The sequence below is a fragment of the Niveibacterium microcysteis genome, from assembly GCF_017161445.1.
GTDB classification, from domain to species: domain Bacteria; phylum Pseudomonadota; class Gammaproteobacteria; order Burkholderiales; family Rhodocyclaceae; genus Niveibacterium; species Niveibacterium microcysteis.
This window is the reverse complement of sequence record NZ_CP071060.1, coordinates 703952-725142: the sequence shown is the minus strand read 5'-3', so window position 1 is coordinate 725142 and position 21191 is coordinate 703952. Positions and strand designations below refer to the sequence as shown.

Below are 21191 nucleotides of genomic sequence, written 5' to 3'. Positions count from 1 at the left end.
GATCGCACCACCGATGAAACACGGATTGGGCCGCGATCAAGACACAGGAAGACCGACCCCGCAAGGTCGACCCACTAAAGAGGCCGGATTGTAGCCAACCCGGCCCCGAAGCGTCAACGACGCCTTATTCCGACTGCGCGCCTTCGACCGCCGCCGGCTCGTCATTGAAACTGCCCGACGGCGGCAGATCAAAGGTCGCGCCGGACTGCGCGCGGCGAGCACGGTGGTAGGCAAGGCCAGTACCGGCCGGGATCAGACGACCGACGATGACGTTTTCCTTCAGGCCGCGCAGTTCGTCGCGCTTGCCCAGGATCGCCGCTTCGGTCAGCACGCGCGTGGTTTCCTGGAAGGAAGCCGCGGAGATGAACGAATCGGTCGACAACGAGGCCTTCGTGATACCCAGCAGCATGTACTCGTACTGCGCCGGCAGGCGACCCTCCGCGATGAGCTTGTCGTTCTCGTCCAGCACTTCCGAACGCTCGACCTGCTCTTCGCGGATGAACTTGCTATCGCCCGGATCGGTGATGACCACGCGACGCAGCATCTGGCGAACGATCACCTCGATGTGCTTGTCGTTGATCTTCACGCCCTGCAGACGATACACGTCCTGCACTTCCTCGATGATGTAGCGCGCGAGTTCTTCGACACCCTTGAGACGCAGGATGTCGTGCGGATCGGCCGGGCCGTCCACGATCAACTCGCCACGCTGCACCACCTGGCCGTCGTGCACCATCACGTGCTTGTCCTTCGGGATCAGGAACTCGTGCACCGTGCCGTCAGGCTCGGTGATCACCAGACGCTGCTTGCCCTTCGTGTCCTTGCCGAACGACAGCGTACCGGTGACATCCGCCAGCATGCCGGCATCCTTCGGCGAACGCGCTTCGAACAGTTCCGCCACACGCGGCAGACCACCGGTAATGTCACGCGTCTTCGCCGATTCCTGCGGGATACGCGCCAGCACGTCACCGACTGAAACCTGCTGACCGTCCTTCACCGTGATCAGCGAGCCGACCTGGAAGGTAATGGTCACTGCATGATCGGTGCCGGCGATCTTCACTTCTTCGCCCGCTTCGTTGATCAGCTTGACCTGCGGACGCACGCCCTTGGTCGCCGACTGGCCACGGCGCTTGGCGTCGATGACGACCAGCGTGGACAGACCGGTGACTTCGTCGATCTGCTTGGCAACCGTCGCACCTTCTTCGACGTTCTCGAACTTGATGGTGCCCGAGTACTCGGTGATGATCGGACGGGTGTGCGGATCCCAGGTAGCCAGTTGTGCACCGGCCTTCACCGCGCCGCCATCTTCAACCAACAGCGTGGCACCGTACGGGATCTTGTGGCGCTCGCGCTCGCGGCCCATTTCGTCGGTCACGACAACCTCAGCCGAGCGGGCGATCACGACCTTCTCGTCCTTGGCGGTCGTCACGTAACGGGTGTTGCCCGCGTAGCGGACCACACCCGCCGACTTGGCTTCGACCGAGCTGGCAACGGCAGCTCGCGACGCGGCACCACCGACGTGGAAGGTACGCATCGTCAGCTGCGTGCCCGGCTCACCGATCGACTGCGCGGCGATAACGCCGATCGCTTCACCGGAGTTCACCAGATTGCCGCGGCCGAGGTCACGGCCGTAGCACTTGGCGCACATGCCGTAGCGGGTTTCGCAGGTGAGCGGCGTACGCACGCGCACTTCGTCCACGCCAAGCGCGTCGATCAGGTCGCACGCATCTTCGTCGAGCAGCGTGCCGGCGTAGATTGCAGTCTCCTGCGTATCCGGATTCACGACGTCGTCAGCGGCGGTGCGGCCCAGAATGCGGTCGCGCAGCGGCTCAACAACTTCACCGCCTTCGATGATCGCGCGCATCGTGAAGCCGAGCGCGGTACCGCAATCGTCTTCGGTGACCACGAGGTCCTGCGTCACGTCGACCAGACGACGCGTCAGGTAGCCGGAGTTCGCCGTCTTCAACGCCGTATCCGCGAGACCCTTACGAGCACCGTGGGTGGAGATGAAGTACTGCAGAACGTTCAGACCTTCGCGGAAGTTCGTCGTGATCGGCGTTTCGATAATCGAGCCGTCCGGCTTCGCCATCAGGCCGCGCATACCGGAAAGCTGACGGATCTGAGCCGCGGAACCCCGCGCGCCCGAGTCGGCCATCATGTAGATCGCGTTGAGCGATTCCTGGCGGACTTCCTTGCCGAGGTGGTTGATCACCGGTTCGGTACCCAACTGCTCCATCATCGCCTTGGCGACCTGGTCACCCGCACGACCCCAGATATCAACGACCTTGTTGTAGCGCTCGCCGTCGGTCACGAGACCCGAGGTGTACTGCTGCGCGATTTCCTTCACTTCGTGCGCAGCGGCGGCAATGATGTCCTGCTTCGAGGTCGGCACCAGCATGTCACGCACCGCAATCGACAGACCGGCACGCGTCGCGAGGCGGAAGCCGAACTGCATCAGGCGGTCGGCGAACACCACGGTCTCCTTCAGGCCGCAACGGCGGAAGGCGTGGTTGATCAGCTTCGAGATCTCTTTCTTCTTCAGCGCCTTGTCGATCACCGAGAACGGCAGACCGGCAGGCAGAATCTCGGAGAGGATCGCGCGACCGATGGTGGTGTTGTAGCGCGTGATCTTCTCGCGCTTTTCGCCTTCGGGCGTCAGCTCGACTTCACGCACACGGATGAACACGCGAGCGTGCAGCGAAGCCTGACCCGACTCGTAGGCACGCTTTGCCTCGGCGACATCGATGAAGGCCATGCCTTCGCCCGGCACGTTCACCGCTTCGCGAGTGGCGTAATACAAGCCCAGCACGACGTCTTGCGACGGCACGATGATCGGCTCGCCGTTCGCCGGCGACAGCACGTTGTTGGAAGACAGCATCAGCGTGCGGGCTTCCATCTGCGCTTCGAGCGACAGCGGGACGTGCACGGCCATCTGGTCACCGTCGAAGTCGGCGTTGAACGCCGCACAGACGAGCGGGTGCAGTTGGATCGCCTTGCCTTCAATCAGCGTCGGTTCAAAGGCCTGGATACCAAGGCGGTGCAGCGTCGGCGCACGGTTCAGCATGACCGGATGCTCGCGGATCACCTCTTCGAGGATGTCCCACACCATCGGTTCCTGGCTTTCGACCATCTTCTTCGCCTGCTTGATGGTGGTGGCATAGCCACGCAGCTCAAGCTTGTTGAAGATGAAGGGCTTGAACAGCTCGAGCGCCATCAGCTTGGGCAGGCCGCACTGATGCAACTTCAGCTGCGGGCCCACGGTAATCACCGAACGGCCCGAGTAGTCGACGCGCTTACCGAGCAGGTTCTGACGGAAGCGACCGCCCTTACCCTTGATCATGTCGGCGAGCGACTTGAGCGGACGCTTGTTCGCGCCGGTCATCGCCTTACCGCGACGGCCGTTGTCGAGCAGCGAGTCGACCGCCTCCTGCAGCATGCGCTTTTCGTTGCGCACGATGATGTCCGGCGCCTTGAGCTCGAGCAGACGCTTCAGGCGGTTGTTCCGGTTGATCACGCGGCGGTAGAGGTCGTTCAGGTCGGAGGTCGCGAAGCGGCCACCATCCAGGGGCACCAGTGGGCGCAGATCCGGCGGCAGCACCGGCAGCACTTCCATGATCATCCAGTCGGGGCGGATGCCCGACTGCGTGAAGGCCTCGAGCACCTTGAGGCGCTTGGCGATCTTCTTGATCTTGGCTTCCGAGCCTGTGGTTTCGAGCTCCGAACGCAGGCGCTCGATTTCGCGCGGCAGGTCGATCGAGCGCAGCAGTTCGCGCACGGCTTCGGCACCCATCAGCGCGGTGAACTCGTCACCGTACTCTTCGGTCTTCGCGATGAAGTCTTCTTCAGTCAGCAGCTGGCCGCGCGTCAGCGGGGTCATGCCGGGATCGACGACCACGAAGCCTTCGAAGTACAGCACGCGTTCGATATCGCGCAGGGTCATGTCGAGCACCATGCCGAGGCGGCTCGGCAGGCTCTTCAGGAACCAGATATGGGCGACCACCGAGGCCAGCTCGATGTGACCCATGCGCTCACGGCGAACCTTGGCAAGCGTGACTTCCACGCCGCACTTTTCGCAGATCACACCGCGGTGCTTGAGGCGCTTGTACTTGCCGCACAGGCACTCGTAGTCCTTCACCGGGCCAAAGATCTTGGCGCAGAACAGACCATCGCGTTCCGGCTTGAACGTCCGGTAGTTGATGGTCTCCGGCTTCTTCACTTCACCGAAGGACCAGGAGCGGATCTTCTCCGGCGACGCGAGACCAATGGTGATCGCGTCGAACTCTTCCTCGTTCGGCAGGCTCTGTTTGAACAGATCAGCGAGCAGGCTTTTCATCTTTCGTCACTCCATTCCGAGACGGCTCGGCCGTCTCAGTAGCGGTCCAGGTCGATGTCGATCGCCAGCGAACGGATTTCCTTCACCAGCACGTTGAAGGATTCCGGCATTCCGGCATCGATCTTGTGTTCGCCCTTGACGATGTTTTCGTAGACCTTGGTACGACCGGTCACATCGTCCGACTTCACCGTCAGCATTTCCTGCAGCGTGTAGGCGGCACCGTAGGCTTCCAGCGCCCACACTTCCATTTCACCGAAACGCTGACCGCCGAACTGCGCCTTACCGCCCAGCGGCTGCTGGGTGACGAGCGAGTACGGGCCAGTCGAACGCGCGTGCATCTTGTCGTCGACCAAGTGGTGCAGCTTCAGCATGTGCTTGTAGCCAACCGTCACCTTGCGCTCGAACGCTTCACCGGTGCGGCCGTCGAACAGGGTGACCTGCTCGCCGCCTTCGAGGCCGGCCAGCTTGAGCATCTTGCCGATTTCCTCTTCGGTCGCGCCGTCGAACACCGGCGTTGCAAAGGGCACGCCCTTGGTCAGGTTCTGCGCCAGTTCGACCACTTCGCCGTCGGTCAGGGAGTCGATTTCCTCGTCCTTGCCGCTGGTGTTGTAGATCTCGTTCAGCAGCGAACGCACTTCCTTGGCGGTGGCCTGGCGGCGCAGGGTCTCGTTGATCTTGTTGCCCAGGCCCTTGGCTGCCCAGCCAAGGTGGGTTTCAAGGATCTGACCGATGTTCATCCGTGACGGCACGCCCAGCGGGTTCAGCACGATATCGACGGCGGTGCCGTTTTCCATGTACGGCATGTCTTCGACCGGAACGATCTTCGACACCACACCCTTGTTACCGTGACGGCCGGCCATCTTGTCACCAGGCTGCAGGCGACGCTTCACAGCCAGATAGACCTTGACCATCTTCTGCACGCCCGGGGGCAGTTCATCGCCCTGCGTGAGCTTCTTCTTCTTCGCTTCGAAAGCGAGGTCGAAGTCCTTGCGGGTCTTCTCCAGACCTTCCTTCAGCGACTCAAGCTGCTGAGCGATGGTCTCGTCGGCCATGCGGATATCGAACCAGGAATGCGGCTCGACCTGGTCGAGGTAGTCCTTGGTGATCGCAGTGCCCTTGGCGAGCTTCTTCGGACCGCCGTTGGCGACCTGGCCAATGATCAAACGCTCGATACGCGAGAACGCATCGCGCTCGACGATACGCATCTGGTCGCCCAGATCCTGGCGGAAGCCACGCAGCATGTCGTCGATGATCGACTGGGCGCGCTTGTCGCGCTCGATGCCTTCACGGGTGAAGACCTGCACGTCGATGACGGTGCCGTTCATGCCGGACGGCACGCGCAGCGAGGTGTCCTTCACATCGGACGCCTTCTCACCGAAGATCGCACGCAGCAGCTTCTCTTCCGGCGTCAGCTGGGTTTCGCCCTTAGGCGTGACCTTGCCGACCAGCACATCACCCGCATCGACTTCTGCGCCGATGTAGACGATGCCGGACTCGTCGAGGCGGCCCAGCTGCGCCTCGCCCAGCGATGCGATGTCGCGGGTGATTTCTTCGGCGCCGAGCTTGGTATCACGCGCCACAACCGTCAGTTCCTCGATGTGGATCGAGGTGAAGCGGTCGTCAGCCACCACGCGTTCGGAGATCAGGATCGAATCTTCGAAGTTGTAGCCGTTCCACGGCATGAACGCGACCAGCATGTTCTGGCCCAGCGCGAGTTCGCCGAGGTCGGTCGATGCGCCGTCCGCCAGCACATCACCCTTCGCAATACGGTCACCGTTCTTCACGACCGGACGCTGGTTGATGTTGGTGTTCTGGTTCGAGCGGGTGTACTTGGTGAAGTTGTAGATGTCGACGCCGACTTCGCCCGGCACCGTTTCATCGTCGTTCACACGCACCACGACGCGGCTCGCATCGACATAGTCGACCACACCGCCGCGCAGTGCCTGCACGGTCGTTCCCGAGTCCACTGCCACGGTGCGCTCGATACCGGTACCGACCAGCGGCTTCTCCGGACGCAGGCAGGGCACGGCCTGACGTTGCATGTTCGCGCCCATCAAGGCGCGGTTCGCATCGTCGTGCTCAAGGAACGGGATCAGCGAGGCGGCGACCGACACGATCTGCGACGGCGACACGTCCATGTACTGAACCTGATCCGGCGTCACGAGGGTGAATTCACCCTTGTGGCGGCACGAGACCAATTCGTCGATCAGGGCGCCGGTGCCATCGAGCTCGGCGTTTGCCTGCGCGATCACGTAGCCGCCTTCTTCGATTGCGGACAGGTAATCGATCTGCTCGGTCACCTTGCCGTTTTCGACCTTGCGGTACGGCGTCTCAAGGAAGCCATGGCGGTTGGTCGTCGCGTAGACGGCGAGCGAGTTGATCAGGCCGATGTTCGGACCTTCCGGCGTCTCGATCGGGCACACACGACCGTAGTGGGTCGGATGCACGTCGCGCACTTCAAAGCCTGCACGCTCGCGCGTCAGACCGCCCGGGCCGAGGGCCGAGACACGACGCTTGTGCGTGATCTCGGACAGCGGGTTGGTCTGGTCCATGAACTGCGACAGCTGCGACGAACCGAAGAACTCCTTGATCGCGGCCGAGATCGGCTTGGCGTTGATCAGATCGTGCGGCATCAGGTTGTCGGATTCGGCCTGGTTCAGGCGCTCCTTGACGGCACGCTCGACACGCACGAGGCCGGCGCGGAACTGGTTTTCCGCCAGTTCGCCAACGCAGCGCACGCGGCGGTTGCCGAGGTGATCGATATCGTCGATTTCGCCACGACCGTTGCGCAGCTCGACCAGCACACCGACCACCGCGAGGATGTCGTCGTTACAGAGGACGCCAGCGCCCTCCTCGCCCTGCGGGCCGACACGCTCGTACAGGCGACGCTGCCATTCCGGCGCCTTGTCATCCAGACGCTCCGGATAGGCGCGGCGGTTGAACTTCATGCGGCCGACGGAGGACAGGTCGTAGCGTTCGGGCGCATAGAAGAGGCCCTGGAACAGCGCTTCGACCGCATCTTCGGTCGGCGGCTCGCCCGGGCGCATCATGCGGTAGATCGCAACGCGCGCCTGCCACTGGTCGGCCGTTTCATCCGAGCGCAGCGTCGACGAAATGTAGGCGCCACGATCGAGGTCGTTGATGTACAGCGTCTCGAAAGACTGCACACCACCACGCGACAGCTTGGCGAGCACTTCTTCCGTGATCTCGTCGTTGGCGCGCGCGATCAGTTCGCCGGTCTCGCTATCGACGACGTTCTTCGCCAGCACGCGGCCGAGCAGGAAGTCCTCGGGGACCGCCATCGTCTTGATGCCGGCTTCGTTCAGCTCGCGGATGTGCTTAGCGGTGATCCGCTTGTCCTTCGCGACGATCACCTTGCCATTGCCGTCGGTGATGTCGAAGCGCGCGACTTCGCCGCGCAGACGTTCCGGCACCAGTGCGAATTCGAACTCCGAGCCCTTCAGGTTGAAGGTGTCGAAGTCGTGGAAGGTCGCGAGAATGTCCTCGGCGGTCATGCCGATCGCCTTCAGCAGGATCGTGACCGGCATCTTGCGGCGACGGTCCACGCGGAAGAACAGGAAGTCCTTCGGGTCGAACTCGAAGTCAAGCCAGGAGCCGCGGTAAGGAATGATGCGGGCCGAGAACAGCAGCTTGCCGGAGCTGTGCGTCTTGCCGCGGTCGTGCTCGAAGAACACGCCCGGCGAACGATGCAGCTGGGAAACGATGACCCGCTCGGTACCGTTGATCACGAAGGAACCGGTCGTCGTCATGAGCGGAATCTCGCCCATGTAGACTTCCTGCTCCTTCACTTCCTTGACGGTTTCCTTGGCAGCTTCCTTGTCGAGGATCACCAGACGCACGCGGGCGCGCAGCGGCGACGCGAAGGTCAGACCACGCTGCTGACATTCCTTGACGTCGAACGCCGGCTCACCGAGCGCGAAGTAGACGAACTCCAGACGGGCGTTGCCGGAATGCGAGGTGATCGGGAAGATCGATTTGAAAGCGGCCTGAAGCCCCTGATCACGACGAGCCTGCGGCGGCACATCGGCCTGCAGGAAGGACGTGTAGGACTCCAGCTGAGTAGCGAGGAGGAAAGGCACATCGAGAACGTCCGCACGTTTTGCGAAGCTCTTGCGAATGCGCTTTTTCTCGGTGAACGAGTAGGCCATGAGTTCTCCGGTAAGCGAAGGGCACTGGCAGTCCGTCCGTATGACCCCCCGGAGTCATTTATGGTTCGGACTGGCTAGCCTCGACTGGGGTTGCGGATCTGGTGGCTGGCCTCTACCAACCTCTGGCGGACGACGGAAGCGCGGGGTCCGAAGCCCCGGCAGAACTCCCGTCCGACCAGTTCCTGTCTTCTGCAGTCGATTCAGAAGACACAGGAAAAACCGCCTAATCGACGGGTTTTCCTGTGCGTCCCGAAAAAAGCACAAAAGGCTGGTGACGCCGAAACGTCACCAGCCCATGCTTTCGCAGGTCGATTACTTGACTTCGACCTTGGCGCCAGCGTCTTCCAGCTGCTTCTTCAGCGCTTCGGCGTCGGCCTTGGCGATGCCTTCCTTGACGGGCTTCGGAGCGCCGTCGACCAGGTCCTTCGCTTCCTTCAGGCCCAGGCCGGTCGCAGCACGCACGACCTTGATGACTTCAACCTTCTTGTCGCCGGCGGCAGCCAGGACAACGGTGAACTCGGTCTGCTCTTCAGCAGCAGCAGCCGGGCCGGCGGCCGGGCCAGCAACAGCCATCGCAGCGGCGGACACGCCGAACTTCTCTTCGAACGCCTTCACGAGGTCGTTCAGTTCCATAACCGTCATCGAACCGACGGCTTCCAGGATGTCGTCTTTGGTGATTGCCATTTCAAAACACTCCAAATTCAGATTCGTACAAACCGTACAGAAAACCGGACCAACCGATCAGGCGGCAGAGCCTTCGGCTTCGCGCTTCTTGGCCAGTGCGCCAAGCGCCACAGCCATGCCCGAAACCGGCGCCTTCATCACACCCAGCAGCTTGGCGAGGAGTTCCTCGCGGCTCGGGATGCTTGCCAGCGCCTGAACGCCCGCCTTGTCGAGCACTTTGCCCGCGTAGCAGCCAGCCTTCAGCTTCAGTTTGTCGTTGGTTTTCGCGAAGTCGTTCAGCACCTTGGCTGCAGCGACAGGATCGGCCGAGAAGCTGTAAATCAGCTGGCCAGTCATGTGCTCGGCAAGGCCGGCGAAGGCGGTGTCAGCCACCGCACGACGCGCCAAGGTGTTCTTCAACACGCGCAGGTAAACGCCAGACGCGCGTGCCTTCGCACGCAGCACGGTGACGTCGGTCACCTCAATGCCTGCGTACTCCGCCACGACAACGGTCTGCGCGTTGGCCAGCTGTGCAGCGACCTCGGCTACGACGGCTTTCTTGTCGTCTAGATTCAGACCCATGAGGTCTTTCCTCCTATCAAGTCAACTCGCGACGATCCTTGCGGACCGCCACACCCACGGCGACCTGGATCAGGAGCGTGCCGGCCTAGGCCGGCGAAATCCTGTTCTGGATACACCGTCTGCGCAGGTTGTTCGCACGATTAAGCTCTCGGCCAAAACCTCGAGCACCCGCGGTCTTTGACGATCCAAGCCACCCGGAGGTGGCTTGGCCCAAAGTTCTTGCTATTGCGGTGGCGCTACGCCACCGCGCCACATCAGGCGGAGACGCTGGTGGGTTCGACGCGGACGCCGCCACCCATCGTGCTCGAAACCGCCATCTTGCGGATGTACTGACCCTTCACGGCAGCCGGCTTGGCCTTGACCAGCGCATCAACCAGCGCGCCAAGGTTCTGCTGCAGCGCTTCAACCGTGAACGAAGCACGGCCGATAGTCGCGTGAATGATGCCGGCCTTGTCGGTACGGTACTGCACCTGACCCGCCTTGGCGTTCTTCACCGCGGTGGTGACATCCATCGTCACGGTGCCAACCTTCGGGTTCGGCATCAGGCCGCGCGGACCAAGGATCTGGCCCAGCGCGCCGACGACGCGCATCGCGTCCGGCGTAGCGATACACAGATCGAAATCGATCGTGCCGCCCTTGACCTGCTCAGCCAGATCATCGAAACCGACAACATCTGCACCAGCAGCCTTCGCTTCTTCAGCCTTGGCGCCCTGCGCAAACACGGCCACGCGCACCGACTTGCCGGTACCGGCAGGCAGCACGACAGAGCCACGCACCAGCTGGTCCGACTTCTTGGCATCAACGCCAAGGTTCACCGCCACGTCGACGGATTCGTCGAACTTCGCGGTCGAGGTTTCCTTCACCAGCGCGAGCGCTTCGGCAACGGTGTAGACACGGTTGCGATCGATCTTCGCGCGCAGAGCCTGCAGACGCTTGGATTGCTTAGCCATCTCAGAGGCCCTCCACGGTGATGCCCATGCTGCGCGCGGAGCCAGCGATGGTACGGACAGCGGCTTCCAGGTCGCCGGCGGTCAGGTCGACCTGCTTGGCCTTGGCGATCTCTTCGCACTGCGCGCGGGTGATCTTGCCAACCTTGTCGGTATGGGGCTTCGGCGAACCCTTCTGCAGACCAGCAGCCTTCTTGATGAGGATCGTCGCGGGCGGCGTCTTCATGATGAAGGTGAAGGACTTATCCGCGAAGGCAGTGATCACCACCGGAATCGGAAGACCGACTTCCATGCCTTGCGTCTTGGCATTGAAGGCCTTGCAGAATTCCATGATGTTCAGGCCGCGCTGACCGAGCGCCGGGCCGATTGGGGGCGACGGGTTCGCCTTGCCGGCCGGCACCTGCAGCTTGATGTAGCCGATGATTTTCTTTGCCATGATGGCTCCTGATTGATGAGTGAAAGCGCGCGTTCGGCGAACCTACTTGCGCTCCTCAACGCCCTGCCGCTTGCACGACGCGGCAAGGCCCGCACGAGGCGGGCCGGTACGACTTAAACTTTTTCGACTTCGCCGAAACTCAATTCGACAGGCGTCGCGCGCCCGAAAATCGTGACCGACACGTTGAGTCGGCTCTTTTCGTAATTCACCGACTCGACGTTGCCGTTGAAGTCCGCGAACGGGCCTTCCTTCACGCGCACCATCTCGCCGATTTCGAACAGCACCTTCGGCTTCGGCTTTTCGACGCCTTCCTGCACCTGCTGCAGAATCTTGTCGACTTCCTTCTGCGTGATCGGAGTCGGCTTGTTGGCCGTGCCGCCGATGAAGCCGGTGACCTTGGGCGTGCTCTTCACCAAGTGCCAGGACTCATCGTCCATGTCCATTTCCACCAGCACATAGCCGGGGAAGAACTTGCGCTCGGTCGTAACCTTCTGGCCGTTGCGCATTTCGACAACTTCTTCGACCGGCACCAGGATCTGGCCGAACTTGTCCTGCATGCCGGCGCGTGCAATGCGCTCGACCAGTGCACGCTGCACCGACTTCTCGAAGCCGGAATAGGCGTGTACCACGTACCAGCGCATGCTCATGAATGCCTCCAGCCGAGGATCAGGTCATACAGCGCCCACTCGAGCGACTTGTCCGCAACCCACAGAAAGATCGCCATGACGACAACGAAGGCGAACACGATGCCGGTCGTCTGCAAAGTTTCCTTGCGCGTCGGCCAGACAACCTTCTTGACCTCGGTCACGGCGTCGGCCGCAAACACGGCAAAGCGGCGGCCAGGCTCGGTCACCCATGCCACGGCGACGCCAGCAGCGACGCCGGCGAGGACGACGAGCACGCGAAGCACCGTCGGCTGCGCAGAGAGTAGATAGAAGCCAGCCACGCCGGCAGCCACGAGCAGCAGCGCCAGCGCAAACTTGATTTTGTCGGCCATGGGTGGAAATTACCCGCTATGCGTTGTGGCAGGGGCAGAGGGAATCGAACCCCCAACCTTCGGTTTTGGAGACCGACGCTCTGCCAATTGAGCTATGCCCCTGCAGCAGAGACTACAAAGCTCCAGCGAAGACCGGAGCTTGTCGCAGGCGCCCGATTTTCATCGGACGCCCACTCGGAAACAACAATTACTCGATGATCTTGGCGACGACGCCAGCACCAACGGTACGGCCACCTTCGCGGATTGCGAAGCGCAGACCTTCTTCCATGGCGATCGGGGCGATCAGCTTGACGGTGATCGACACGTTATCGCCCGGCATGACCATCTCGGTGCCTTCCGGCAGCGCGATCGAACCGGTCACGTCGGTAGTACGGAAGTAGAACTGCGGGCGGTAGTTGTTGAAGAACGGGGTGTGACGACCACCTTCGTCCTTCGACAGCACGTACACTTCACCGGTGAAGTGGGTGTGCGGCGTGATCGAACCCGGCTTGGCCAGAACCTGACCACGCTCGACGTCTTCACGCTTGGTGCCGCGCAGCAGCACGCCGACGTTGTCGCCGGCCTGACCTTGGTCGAGCAGCTTGCGGAACATTTCAACGCCGGTGCAGATGGTCTTGACCGTCGGCTTGATACCGACGATTTCGATTTCTTCGCCGACCTTGACGACACCGCGCTCAACGCGACCGGTCACCACGGTACCGCGACCCGAGATCGAGAACACGTCTTCGATCGGCAGCAGGAACGGCTTGTCGATCGCGCGCTCCGGGGTCGGGATGTAGGAGTCGAGTGCGTCAGCCAGGGCCATGATGGCGCCTTCGCCGAGCTCGCCCTTGTCGCCTTCGAGGGCCTTGAGGGCCGAACCCTTGACGATGGGCACATCGTCGCCGGGGAATTCGTACTTGGAGAGCAGCTCGCGCACTTCCATTTCGACGAGCTCGAGCAGCTCGGCGTCGTCGACCATGTCGCACTTGTTCAGGAAGACGATGATGTACGGCACGCCGACCTGACGGGCGAGCAGGATGTGCTCACGCGTTTGCGGCATCGGGCCGTCAGCGGCCGAGCAGACCAGGATCGCGCCGTCCATCTGGGCGGCACCGGTAATCATGTTCTTGACGTAGTCAGCGTGACCCGGGCAATCAACGTGCGCGTAGTGACGGTTAGCCGTCTCGTACTCGACGTGTGCGGTGTTGATCGTGATACCGCGCGCCTTTTCTTCCGGTGCCGCGTCGATCTGGTCATACGCCTTCGCTGCGCCGCCAAACTTGGCTGCCAGCACGGTCGTGATTGCTGCGGTCAGCGTGGTCTTGCCATGGTCAACGTGACCGATGGTCCCGACGTTCACGTGCGGTTTCGTCCGCTCGAATTTTTCCTTGGCCATGTCACTACCCCAGATGTCGTAATAAAAACCCGGAGCGAGGACATCTCCCTGCACCGGGCCAACAGAAACGAATGGTGCCCTTGACGTGGATTGAACACGTGGCCTCTCCCTTACCAAGGGAGTGCTCTACCACTGAGCTACAAGGGCACTGCAATAACTTGGAGCGGGTGAAGGGAATCGAACCCTCGTCGTAAGCTTGGAAGGCTTCTGCTCTACCATTGAGCTACACCCGCAGGCCGACGACTTTCGCCGCCCGCCTTGTCACTTACTACCGCAACAAGGCCGAAATACTTGGTGGAGGGGGAAGGATTCGAACCTTCGAAGGCAGAGCCGTCAGATTTACAGTCTGATCCCTTTGACCGCTCGGGAACCCCTCCCCGTGCGAAGCCAGCTACTTTAGAGAGACAGAGACGCCCTGTCAACCCGATTTTTGAAATAGGCGAAAAATAGTCGTCGAGGGCCATCTCTCCCCGACGTGGATTGGCGCTTCCTGCCCCACTTCCTATAGTGGATTGACGACCTCCATCGAGGCGAATTCCCAAACTGTCTCAGGACTGACATTGCGGCGGCGCAGCGTTGCGCACTCGCCGTGACAATCCGCGCCTGGCGTCGAGAGTTTCGACACGAGCGCAAGGCTGCCCATTCAAAAGATGGGATCGGCCGGGCAGAGCAAAAACACGATTTTTGTAGAGGAGACGCCCCATGGCGGAAGCATCGGCCGCCCAGGTCCCCGCACGCGCGGTGAGCCTGGAAGACAAGTACGAGATCACATCCGGTCGGGTTTTCATGACCGGCTACCAAGCGCTGGTTCGGCTGCTGATGATCCAGAAGGAGCGGGATCAGGCGGCCGGGCTCAACACCGCCGGCTTTGTATCGGGCTACCGCGGCTCGCCGCTTGGTGGCCTCGACCAGACACTCTGGAAGGCCAAGGCGCATCTCAAGAGCCATGAGATCGTCTTTCAGCCCGGCGTAAACGAGGACCTCGCTGCGACGGCCGTCTGGGGCACCCAGCAAGTCAACCTCTACCCCGGCGCGAAGTACGACGGCGTGTTTTCGATGTGGTACGGCAAGGGGCCCGGTGTAGACCGTTCGGGCGACGTGTTCCGCCATGCGAATGCCGCAGGCACCAGCCCCAAGGGCGGCGTGCTGGTGATCGCTGGCGACGATCATGCCGCCAAATCCTCGACGCTGCCGCACCAGACCGACCACTTCTTCAAGTCGATGATGATGCCGGTGCTGGCGCCCGCCGGCGTCCAGGAATACCTCGACTTCGGTGTGCATGGCTGGGCGCTTTCGCGCTACTCGGGCTGCTGGGTCGCCTTCAAGGCGCTCGCCGACACGGTTGAGACCTCCGCTTCCGTCGACATTGACCCGCACCGGGTGAGCGTGAAGATTCCGACTGACTTCACGCTGCCGCCGGACGGTTTGAACATCCGCTGGCCGGATCCCCCGCTGGTGCAGGAAAAGCGCCTGCTGCACTACAAGCTGTACGCGGCGCTCGCCTACTGCCGCGCAAACGGTCTCAACCGCATCGTGATCGATTCGCCGCAGCCACGACTGGGCATCATCACCTCGGGCAAGGCCTACCTCGACGTCCGCCAGGCGCTGGACGATCTGGGTATTGATGAAGCGCTTGCGGCCGAGATCGGCATCCGGCTCTACAAGGTCGGCATGGTCTGGCCGCTGGAATGCGAAGGACTGCGCCAATTCGCCGAGGGGCTGGACGAGATCCTGGTGGTTGAGGAGAAACGTCAGCTGCTCGAATACCAGCTCAAGGAAGAGCTCTACAACTGGCGCGAGGATGTCCGCCCGCGCGTCGTTGGGAAGTTCGACGAGAAAGGTGAGTGGGCTTTTGAGGTGGGCGGCCAGGGCAAGGTGTGGCATGGCGACTGGCTGCTGCCCGCGGCCGGCGAGCTGACACCGGCGATGATCGCCCGCGCGATCGCAAGCCGCATCGCGCGCTTCCACACCTCCGATCGCATGAAGGCACGCCTCGCCTTCCTCGAAGCCAAGGAGCAGGCGCTGGCAAAAAAGGTGTTCGCGATCGACCGAGTGCCGACCTTCTGTCCCGGCTGCCCGCACAACACCTCGACCAGGGTGCCGGAGGGCTCGCGCGCAGTCGGCGGCATCGGTTGCCATTACATGGTGACCTGGATGCACGGGCGCAACACGACCACCTTCACGCACATGGGCGGAGAGGGCGTGACCTGGGTCGGCCAGGCGCCCTTCACGAATACCCGCCATGTGTTCGCGAACCTCGGCGATGGCACCTACTTCCACTCCGGCCTGCTGGCGGTGCGGCAGTCGGTCGCGGCGCTGCAGCGCGCGGCCCTCGGCAACGAGAAGGCGCCGGGCATCACGTACAAGATCCTCTACAACGACGCCGTTGCGATGACAGGCGGCCAGCCGATCGACGGCCCGCTGACGGTGCCAATGATCGTCGCCCAGCTGAAGGCCGAAGGCGTGCATAACCTGGTCGTCGTCACCGATGGCACCGAGCGCGCCTATGGCCCGAGCGATCTGGACCATGTGCTGATGCGGCATCGCGACGAAATGGATGCGGTGCAGCGCGAGTTCCGCGAGCTGCCGGGGGTTTCGGCCATCATCTACGACCAGACTTGCGCCGCCGAGAAACGGCGCCGGCGCAAACGCGGCAGCTTCCCAGACCCGCAGCGCCGCGCCTTCATCAACGAAGCGGTATGCGAAGGCTGCGGCGATTGCGGCGTGCAATCGAACTGCATGGCGATCGTACCGGTGGAAACCGAATTCGGCCGCAAGCGGGCGATCGACCAATCGGCCTGCAACAAGGATTACTCCTGCCTCAACGGGTTCTGCCCGAGCTTCGTGACGATCGAAGGCGGCAAGGTACGCAAAGGGCGCGCGCTCGCCGGCCAAGCTACGGAGGGTTTCGCGCTGCCGGCGCCAAGGCTGCCGGACACCGCACAACCGTTCGGCATTCTGATCACCGGCGTGGGCGGCACCGGTGTCGTGACGATCGGCGCGCTGATCGGCATGGCGGCGCATATCGACGGCAAGGGTGTCACGGTGCTGGACATGACGGGCCTCGCGCAAAAGGGTGGCTCGGTCTACTCGCATGTGCGGATCGCGAATCGGCCGGAAGACCTGCATGCGGTGCGCGTTGCGGCCGGGGAAGCGGACGCCGTGATCGGTGGCGACGTGATCGTTTCGGCATCGGACGAAGCGCTCGCAAAAATGGCCCTGGGCAAGACCCGTGCGGTGGTGAACTGCGCCCAGTCGCCAACTTCGGAGTTTGCCCACAATCCGGACTGGCAGTTCCCGCTCGACAAGATGCAGGCTGCGATTGCGGATGCGATCGGCCCGAACTCGGTGGACTTCCTCGACGCGCAGAAACTCGCCACCGCGCTGATGGGTGACGGCATCGCAACCAATCTGTTCCTGCTCGGCTATGCCTGGCAGCGCGGGCTGGTACCGGTGTCGGAAGCCGCACTGATGCGGGCGATCGAAATGAACGGGGTGGCCGTCGACATGAACAAGGCTGCGTTCGCCTGGGGGCGCCGCGCCGCGCACGACCGCAGCGCGGTGGAGCGCATCGCCTTCCCGGCGCCAGTGATCCCGCTCAAACCCACGCAGACGCTCGACGAATTGCTGAGCTCGCGCGTCGCCTTCCTCACGGCTTATCAGGACGTGGCCTGGGCGGAACGCTATCGCACCGGGGTCGAGGCCGTCCGCCGCGCCGAGTCGGCCTTGGGCAGTACACGACTCGCCGAAACGGTGGCGCGCAATCTGGCCAAGCTGATGGCTTACAAGGACGAGTACGAAGTCGCGCGCCTCTACACCGACCCGGCCTTCCTTGAGCGGGTCGCCGAGACCTTCGACGGCGATTACCGCGTCAAGCTGCACCTCGCGCCGCCGCTGTGGGCAAAGCCCGACCCAGTCACCGGCAAGATCCGCAAGATCGAATACGGCGCCTGGGTGCTGACTGCGTTCAAGTACCTGGCCAAGCTCAAGGTGCTGCGCGGGGGGCGCTTCGATGTGTTCGGTTACACCCGCGAACGGCGCATGGAGCGCGCGCTGATCGCGGAATACGAGGCCGACATCAAACGCCTGGCGGCCGAGCTGACCGCCGAGAAGCTGGATCTGGCGTTGCAGATCGCTGGCTTGCCGGAAAAGATCCGCGGCTTCGGTTACATCAAGGACCGCAACCTTGCCGAGGTGGAGCGCGAACGCAAGGCGCTGTGGCTGCGCTGGAGCCAGTCCGAAGCGAGCGGACGCCCCGCGCTCAAGTCCGTCGAAGCGGCATGAAGGACGCGGGGCTGGCCGCCCCGCGTCTCAATGGCGTCTGTCGTCGCGGCACGACAGCGCGGGGCATGTCCTGCAGCACGGTTCGGCGATAAGATCAGCAACAGGTGGCAGCGGATAAGCTGCCACCTGCTGACTGCATCGCGTCAAGCCGGTCTTCCGGCTTTGCGCCCGTTCGCCACTCACACCCGTGCCGATGACGACCCTGCCGCCGACGCCCGCCAGCCCACCCGAGCGCGAAACCGCGCGCCCAGACAGTGCGCGCTATGGCGCGGTGTCGATGCGCGCGCTGCTGCTAAACGGCACGCAGCGTGAACGCTTCCTGATCTTCGGCGCCTGGCTCGCCTCCATCGCCGTCAGCGTCGCATTCGGCCTCGCCACGGTGGCTTGGGGCTGGTCCGGCATTCCATTGCTGTTCGGCGGCGTCAAGGTATTCATCACGATCTATCCACCGCTGCTTATCTGCCAGCTGTGGACGCTGTGTTTCGGCTGGTGGTGGGGCGCCGTACCTGCTTACCTGGCGACCCTTGTGCTGGCGCTGTACGCCGGCATGCCACCACATTGGGCGCTGCTGTTCGCCTGCGCCAACCCGCTGGGGTTTGCGGTGTTGAGCCTCGGCTACCGCGCCATGGGCATGTCGCGCGCACTGCGTTCCCTGCGCTCGTGGCTTTTCTATGTACAGATGTGCTTCGTGGCAGGGGTATTCAGCTCGGCCGGCGCGCTGATCTGGTGTTACACCAACCGCATCGACACGATTGGCCAATTGCCGATCTGGCAGGGCTGGTGGTTGGGCGCCTTCGTGCAAGGCATCGCGATTGTTGCGCCGCTGCTGATGCTGGGCTGGCCGGCGATCGAGCAATGGCAGCAGAGGCGCCCGGCATTGCTGCACCGTGAGTCGGCAGACCCGCGCCGCCTTGCCTTGCGCCTCACGCTTGCGGTGGTGGCGGGTGTCGTCGGCTATGGCTTCCTGAGCCTGAGCATGGGTGCCGGCCGCGTGGACGAAACGCTGCGCAGCGGCGAACTTGCCTTGTTGCCCGCCGCAGCGGAGGTGATGCTCTCGACCACCTGGGTGTTCTTTTGGGTCTTCGCGCTGATCGTCGTGTTTGTTGGCCTCTTCGGCTACAAGGTGTTCGTACGCTGGATGGATGAGACCGACCGCCTCGTCGCGCGCCTGGAACACGCCAACAGCGAACTCGCGGTGCTGAGCCGTACCGACGGGCTGACCGGGCTGTACAACCGCGCCACGATCGACGCCCTGTTGCAGGAAGCCTGGCAGCGCGCCAAACGTTTCGGCGAGCAGCCCTGCAGCCTGCTGATCCTGGATATCGACCACTTCAAGCAGATCAACGACCGCTACGGCCATGCGGTTGGCGACGCAGTGATCCGCAGCGTTGCCACGGCGATACGCGAATCGACACGCGGCGCCGATTCGATCGGGCGCTTCGGCGGCGAGGAATTCATCGTGATCCTGCCGGCGACCGATGCGCCGGGCGCCGAATTCCTCGCAGAACGCATCCGGCTGCGCATCGAGCAGACCGAATTGCGCAGTGCCGCCGGGCCGATTCGCTTCACCGTCAGCATTGGTGCTGCCGACTTCCGCGTGCAGGACGACGACGCGACCGCCTGGCTGCGGCGGGCAGACGCGGCGCTCTACCGCGCCAAGGCGGCGGGCCGCAATCGCACGCACTTGGCTGGCGACGCAGAAGTGCACGTCGCCTGAACCGAGCGAAGGCGATCACTGCGCGCGCTACAGCGCGAGCCCGGTCGTCCGGATAACCGCCGCCGCTTGCCTGCCCCCACCGAATTCGGGAACCATGCGGGCATGCAGACGCCCACCTTTCCTGCCACGCGTGCCCTCGTCGCCCAACTGATCGGCGCCTGCTGCGTTGCGCTGTTCGCCAAAACCGGCGTGCTGTTCGGCTTCCCGCTGTTCGCGTTGGCCTGCTTGCAGGGGGTGTTCGCGGCGCTGACCGCGGCGCTGATGCGGGCAGATCGCTGGTGGCTGCCGCTACATCTGGTCTTCCTGCCGGCGGTGCTGGTGGTCAGTGGGCTCGGGCTGCCACGCGGGGTATGGGCCGTTGCCTTCGCCGTGCTCGCGCTGGTGTATTGGACGAGCTTCCGCACCCAGGTGCCGTTGTTCCTCTCCAACCGCCGCACGGTCGCCACGCTGGCCGAGGCGCTGCCGGACGGCCCCATGCGCGTGCTCGACATCGGCAGCGGCACCGGCAGCTTTGTGCGTGCGTTCGCGCGTCTGCGGCCGGAGTCGCAGGTGGACGGCATCGAAGCCGCACCCGGCCCGGCGGCGCTCGCGGCCTGGCTCGCTCGGCGCATTCCGAATGCGGGCCTCGCGCGCGGCGACTTCTTTGAGGCAGATTGGTCCGGCTACGACGTCGTCTATGCCTTCCTGTCGCCGGTGCCAATGGCCGAGGTATGGGACAAGGCGCGCGCCGAGATGCGGCCGGGAAGCGTGCTGGTCAGCAACTCATTCCCGGTGCCGGATGTTGAATCCAGCGGCGTGCTGCAGGTGGACGACCGACGAAAAACTCAGCTTTACTGTTACACGGTTGGTGCCGTTAAAGAGGAAGACGTACCCCGCCGACGGCCGATATGGCCCACCCGGCAGGGCAAGCACAAACGCAATCCGACCCAGCACACAGCCCGCTGAGCCCAAGCCGCCAGCGGCCCGGAGACCTGAACACCATGGCAGAAATCATCTGCATCATCGGCAACAAGGGCGGTACCGGAAAGACCACGTTGTCGCACACGCTCAGCCACGGCCTCACCTTGCTCGGGCGGCGCGCGGCCTGCGTGATGACCGACGAGGATCGCGAGCCGCTGTCGCCGCAGGGGCGACGCTATGTCGTGGCCGACGCCCGTTCCCCGGTTGCGCGCAACAAGGTGGTCGAAAAACTGCGCGATCTGAAGAGCTGGATCGGCGTGCTGGACGGCGGCGCCAACCGCACCGAGACCGACATCCTGCTCTACCAGATGTCCGATGTGGTGTTGCTGCCCTTCCGCGACTCGGCGGAGGATCTGCGCACCGTGATGCGCGATCTCGACCTCCTGCCCAAGGCCTGGGCACTCCCCTCGCAGTGGCCGCGCAACCGCTTCCAGCTCGATGCGGCAACGCGGCTGATCGACACGCTGCCCCTGGAGTTCCGCGAACGCATCCTGCCGCCGTTCTTCGCGCTGTCCTCGTCCAAGCTGCTGTTGCAGGAACGCGTGCCGGAAGATCTGCCGGCGCAGCTCAACAACAGCGCCCGCGCCTTTGCCAAGCAGGTGCTGGCGATCTTCGAGGATCCGCACGACGACGTTGCCGACGCCCTTGAACGCGCCGCGCTGGCAAGCGAGCTCAACGAGCAGGACTGACAACCGGCGGCCCCCCGCTCGCTGGGCTATGATCGAACG

The 21191-nt window shown here is 63.3% G+C and carries 13 protein-coding genes and 4 tRNA genes; 4 read left to right on the top strand and 13 right to left on the bottom strand.

The window, feature by feature from the left end; all coding sequences use genetic code 11:
• Positions 1-124: 124 nt before the first annotated feature.
• From rpoC to JY500_RS03265, 13 genes are all read right to left on the bottom strand, one after another.
• Positions 125-4330 (bottom strand): DNA-directed RNA polymerase subunit beta', encoded by a 4206-nt coding sequence (rpoC, locus tag JY500_RS03325; protein ID WP_172205337.1) that lies wholly within the window; start codon positions 4328-4330, stop codon positions 125-127.
• 35 nt (positions 4331-4365) lie between these two features.
• A complete protein-coding gene (rpoB, locus tag JY500_RS03320) occupies positions 4366-8499 on the bottom strand; it encodes a DNA-directed RNA polymerase subunit beta (RefSeq protein WP_172205334.1) in 4134 nt (1377 codons plus the stop codon).
• 312 nt (positions 8500-8811) lie between these two features.
• The gene (rplL, locus tag JY500_RS03315) at positions 8812-9183 is read right to left on the bottom strand and encodes a 50S ribosomal protein L7/L12 (RefSeq protein ID WP_172205331.1); all 372 of its coding nucleotides are present in this window, start codon (positions 9181-9183) and stop codon (positions 8812-8814) included.
• A gap of 57 nt (positions 9184-9240) precedes the next feature.
• Positions 9241-9744 (bottom strand): 50S ribosomal protein L10, encoded by a 504-nt coding sequence (rplJ, locus tag JY500_RS03310; protein ID WP_172205328.1) that lies wholly within the window; start codon positions 9742-9744, stop codon positions 9241-9243.
• A 254-nt stretch (positions 9745-9998) separates the two neighbouring features.
• Positions 9999-10694, bottom strand: coding sequence for a 50S ribosomal protein L1 (rplA, locus tag JY500_RS03305; RefSeq protein WP_172205325.1), 696 nt, complete (start codon positions 10692-10694; stop codon positions 9999-10001).
• Position 10695: 1 nt separating this feature from the next.
• Positions 10696-11127, bottom strand: coding sequence for a 50S ribosomal protein L11 (gene rplK / locus JY500_RS03300; RefSeq protein WP_172205322.1), 432 nt, complete (start codon positions 11125-11127; stop codon positions 10696-10698).
• 113 nt (positions 11128-11240) lie between these two features.
• A complete protein-coding gene (nusG, locus tag JY500_RS03295) occupies positions 11241-11774 on the bottom strand; it encodes a transcription termination/antitermination protein NusG (RefSeq protein WP_172205319.1) in 534 nt (177 codons plus the stop codon).
• A complete protein-coding gene (secE, locus tag JY500_RS03290) occupies positions 11771-12124 on the bottom strand; it encodes a preprotein translocase subunit SecE (RefSeq protein WP_172205316.1) in 354 nt (117 codons plus the stop codon). The genes nusG and secE overlap by 4 nt, the downstream gene beginning before the upstream one ends.
• A gap of 26 nt (positions 12125-12150) precedes the next feature.
• Positions 12151-12226, bottom strand: a tRNA-Trp gene (locus tag JY500_RS03285).
• Positions 12227-12311: 85 nt separating this feature from the next.
• A complete protein-coding gene (gene tuf, locus JY500_RS03280; protein WP_206255063.1) occupies positions 12312-13502 on the bottom strand; it encodes an elongation factor Tu in 1191 nt (396 codons plus the stop codon).
• A gap of 72 nt (positions 13503-13574) precedes the next feature.
• Positions 13575-13649: transfer RNA gene (locus JY500_RS03275), tRNA-Thr, on the bottom strand.
• Positions 13650-13661: 12 nt separating this feature from the next.
• Positions 13662-13735: transfer RNA gene (locus tag JY500_RS03270), tRNA-Gly, on the bottom strand.
• A gap of 59 nt (positions 13736-13794) precedes the next feature.
• A tRNA-Tyr gene (locus JY500_RS03265) sits at positions 13795-13879 on the bottom strand.
• A gap of 325 nt (positions 13880-14204) precedes the next feature.
• Between JY500_RS03265 and JY500_RS03260 the strand changes: the two genes are divergently transcribed.
• The 4 genes from JY500_RS03260 to JY500_RS03245 all read left to right on the top strand — a co-directional run bounded on the left by JY500_RS03260 (position 14205) and on the right by JY500_RS03245 (position 21152).
• Positions 14205-17786, top strand: a complete 3582-nt coding sequence (locus JY500_RS03260; RefSeq protein WP_206255062.1) for an indolepyruvate ferredoxin oxidoreductase family protein — start codon at positions 14205-14207, stop codon at positions 17784-17786.
• Positions 17787-17979: 193 nt separating this feature from the next.
• Positions 17980-19503, top strand: coding sequence for a sensor domain-containing diguanylate cyclase (locus tag JY500_RS03255; RefSeq protein WP_206255061.1), 1524 nt, complete (start codon positions 17980-17982; stop codon positions 19501-19503).
• Positions 19504-19605: 102 nt separating this feature from the next.
• Positions 19606-20448: a class I SAM-dependent methyltransferase gene (locus JY500_RS03250; protein WP_246479776.1), complete on the top strand. Its 843-nt coding sequence runs from the start codon at positions 19606-19608 to the stop codon at positions 20446-20448.
• Positions 20449-20483: 35 nt separating this feature from the next.
• On the top strand, positions 20484-21152 hold the full coding sequence (locus tag JY500_RS03245; protein ID WP_172200851.1) for a P-loop NTPase family protein: 669 nt from the start codon (positions 20484-20486) through the stop codon (positions 21150-21152).
• Positions 21153-21191: the final 39 nt, after the last annotated feature.

Excerpts from the sequence above, each read along its gene's own strand:
- JY500_RS03260 (WP_206255062.1), top strand. The coding sequence starts at position 14,205 with ATGGCGGAAGCATCGGCCGCCCAGGTCCCCGCACGCGCGGTGAGCCTG.
- nusG (WP_172205319.1), bottom strand. The coding sequence starts at position 11,774 with ATGAGCATGCGCTGGTACGTGGTACACGCCTATTCCGGCTTCGAGAAG.
- rplK (WP_172205322.1), bottom strand. The coding sequence starts at position 11,127 with ATGGCAAAGAAAATCATCGGCTACATCAAGCTGCAGGTGCCGGCCGGC.
- JY500_RS03250 (WP_246479776.1), top strand. The coding sequence starts at position 19,606 with ATGCAGACGCCCACCTTTCCTGCCACGCGTGCCCTCGTCGCCCAACTG.
- rpoB (WP_172205334.1), bottom strand. The coding sequence starts at position 8,499 with ATGGCCTACTCGTTCACCGAGAAAAAGCGCATTCGCAAGAGCTTCGCA.
- rplJ (WP_172205328.1), bottom strand. The coding sequence starts at position 9,744 with ATGGGTCTGAATCTAGACGACAAGAAAGCCGTCGTAGCCGAGGTCGCT.
- secE (WP_172205316.1), bottom strand. The coding sequence starts at position 12,124 with ATGGCCGACAAAATCAAGTTTGCGCTGGCGCTGCTGCTCGTGGCTGCC.
- tuf (WP_206255063.1), bottom strand. The coding sequence starts at position 13,502 with ATGGCCAAGGAAAAATTCGAGCGGACGAAACCGCACGTGAACGTCGGG.
- rpoC (WP_172205337.1), bottom strand. The coding sequence starts at position 4,330 with ATGAAAAGCCTGCTCGCTGATCTGTTCAAACAGAGCCTGCCGAACGAG.
- JY500_RS03255 (WP_206255061.1), top strand. The coding sequence starts at position 17,980 with ATGACGACCCTGCCGCCGACGCCCGCCAGCCCACCCGAGCGCGAAACC.
- rplA (WP_172205325.1), bottom strand. The coding sequence starts at position 10,694 with ATGGCTAAGCAATCCAAGCGTCTGCAGGCTCTGCGCGCGAAGATCGAT.
- rplL (WP_172205331.1), bottom strand. The coding sequence starts at position 9,183 with ATGGCAATCACCAAAGACGACATCCTGGAAGCCGTCGGTTCGATGACG.
- JY500_RS03245 (WP_172200851.1), top strand. The coding sequence starts at position 20,484 with ATGGCAGAAATCATCTGCATCATCGGCAACAAGGGCGGTACCGGAAAG.